At 55.4% G+C, this 625-nt stretch carries 1 protein-coding gene; it reads right to left on the reverse strand.

The window, feature by feature from the left end; genetic code table 11:
* Positions 1-22 precede the first annotated feature (22 nt).
* A partial coding sequence (locus tag HMPREF2808_RS13745) for an integrase core domain-containing protein (protein WP_246818531.1) occupies positions 23-625 on the reverse strand: 603 nt, incomplete at its 5' end.

A 625-nucleotide genomic window follows, 5' to 3' on the forward strand; every position in this document is an offset into this window, starting at 1 on the left:
TCAGGTGTCTACCAAACAGGGGTCAGGTCCGACCAATGTAAAGACCGAATCCGCACACACGTACAACCCCACCTTTGCTCACGCAGAGCTGGTCTGGGATGCCCCAATGGTTTGTTGATTGTGTCGTCAGCGCCGTTAGTGTTGGGGTATCGGTGGGAGGTATGCCTTGCAAAGCTGCCATGTCATCGGTGTTGGCCTCGTGTGAAGTTGCCGCTTCCGCGGGGCCGTTTAGCATTTCGGATACTGCTTGTGGGTTGTGCGCCTGGTTGTAGGCAACTACGCGTTCCCAGACCTGCTCAGGATTGAGCGGATGTGTAGGTGATGGTGCTTTGGGGAAGGTATCGAAAGCCTGGCGTGGGGTGATGTGCATTTTGCCGACAAGCAGTGATTGGTGCCGTCGTCGCTCGTTGTAAACCTGGCGATATTCAGCCAGATATGCGTTGACCTCAGCAAGGCAAACTGGATGGCGTGCATCGAGGAACTGGGTCAACGTGCGGTGAGAGCGCTCGTCTTTTCCCTGGGTTGTCGGGGCGAAACCAGCAATAGCAAGAACACCTTCACTAGCGAGCCAAGTTTCAGTAGCAGAGAGAAAACCACGGTGGTAGGTGGCGAACGCATCGCCATT

It is taken from the genome of Corynebacterium sp. HMSC078A10, assembly GCF_001811565.1.
GTDB classification, from domain to species: domain Bacteria; phylum Actinomycetota; class Actinomycetes; order Mycobacteriales; family Mycobacteriaceae; genus Corynebacterium; species Corynebacterium hesseae.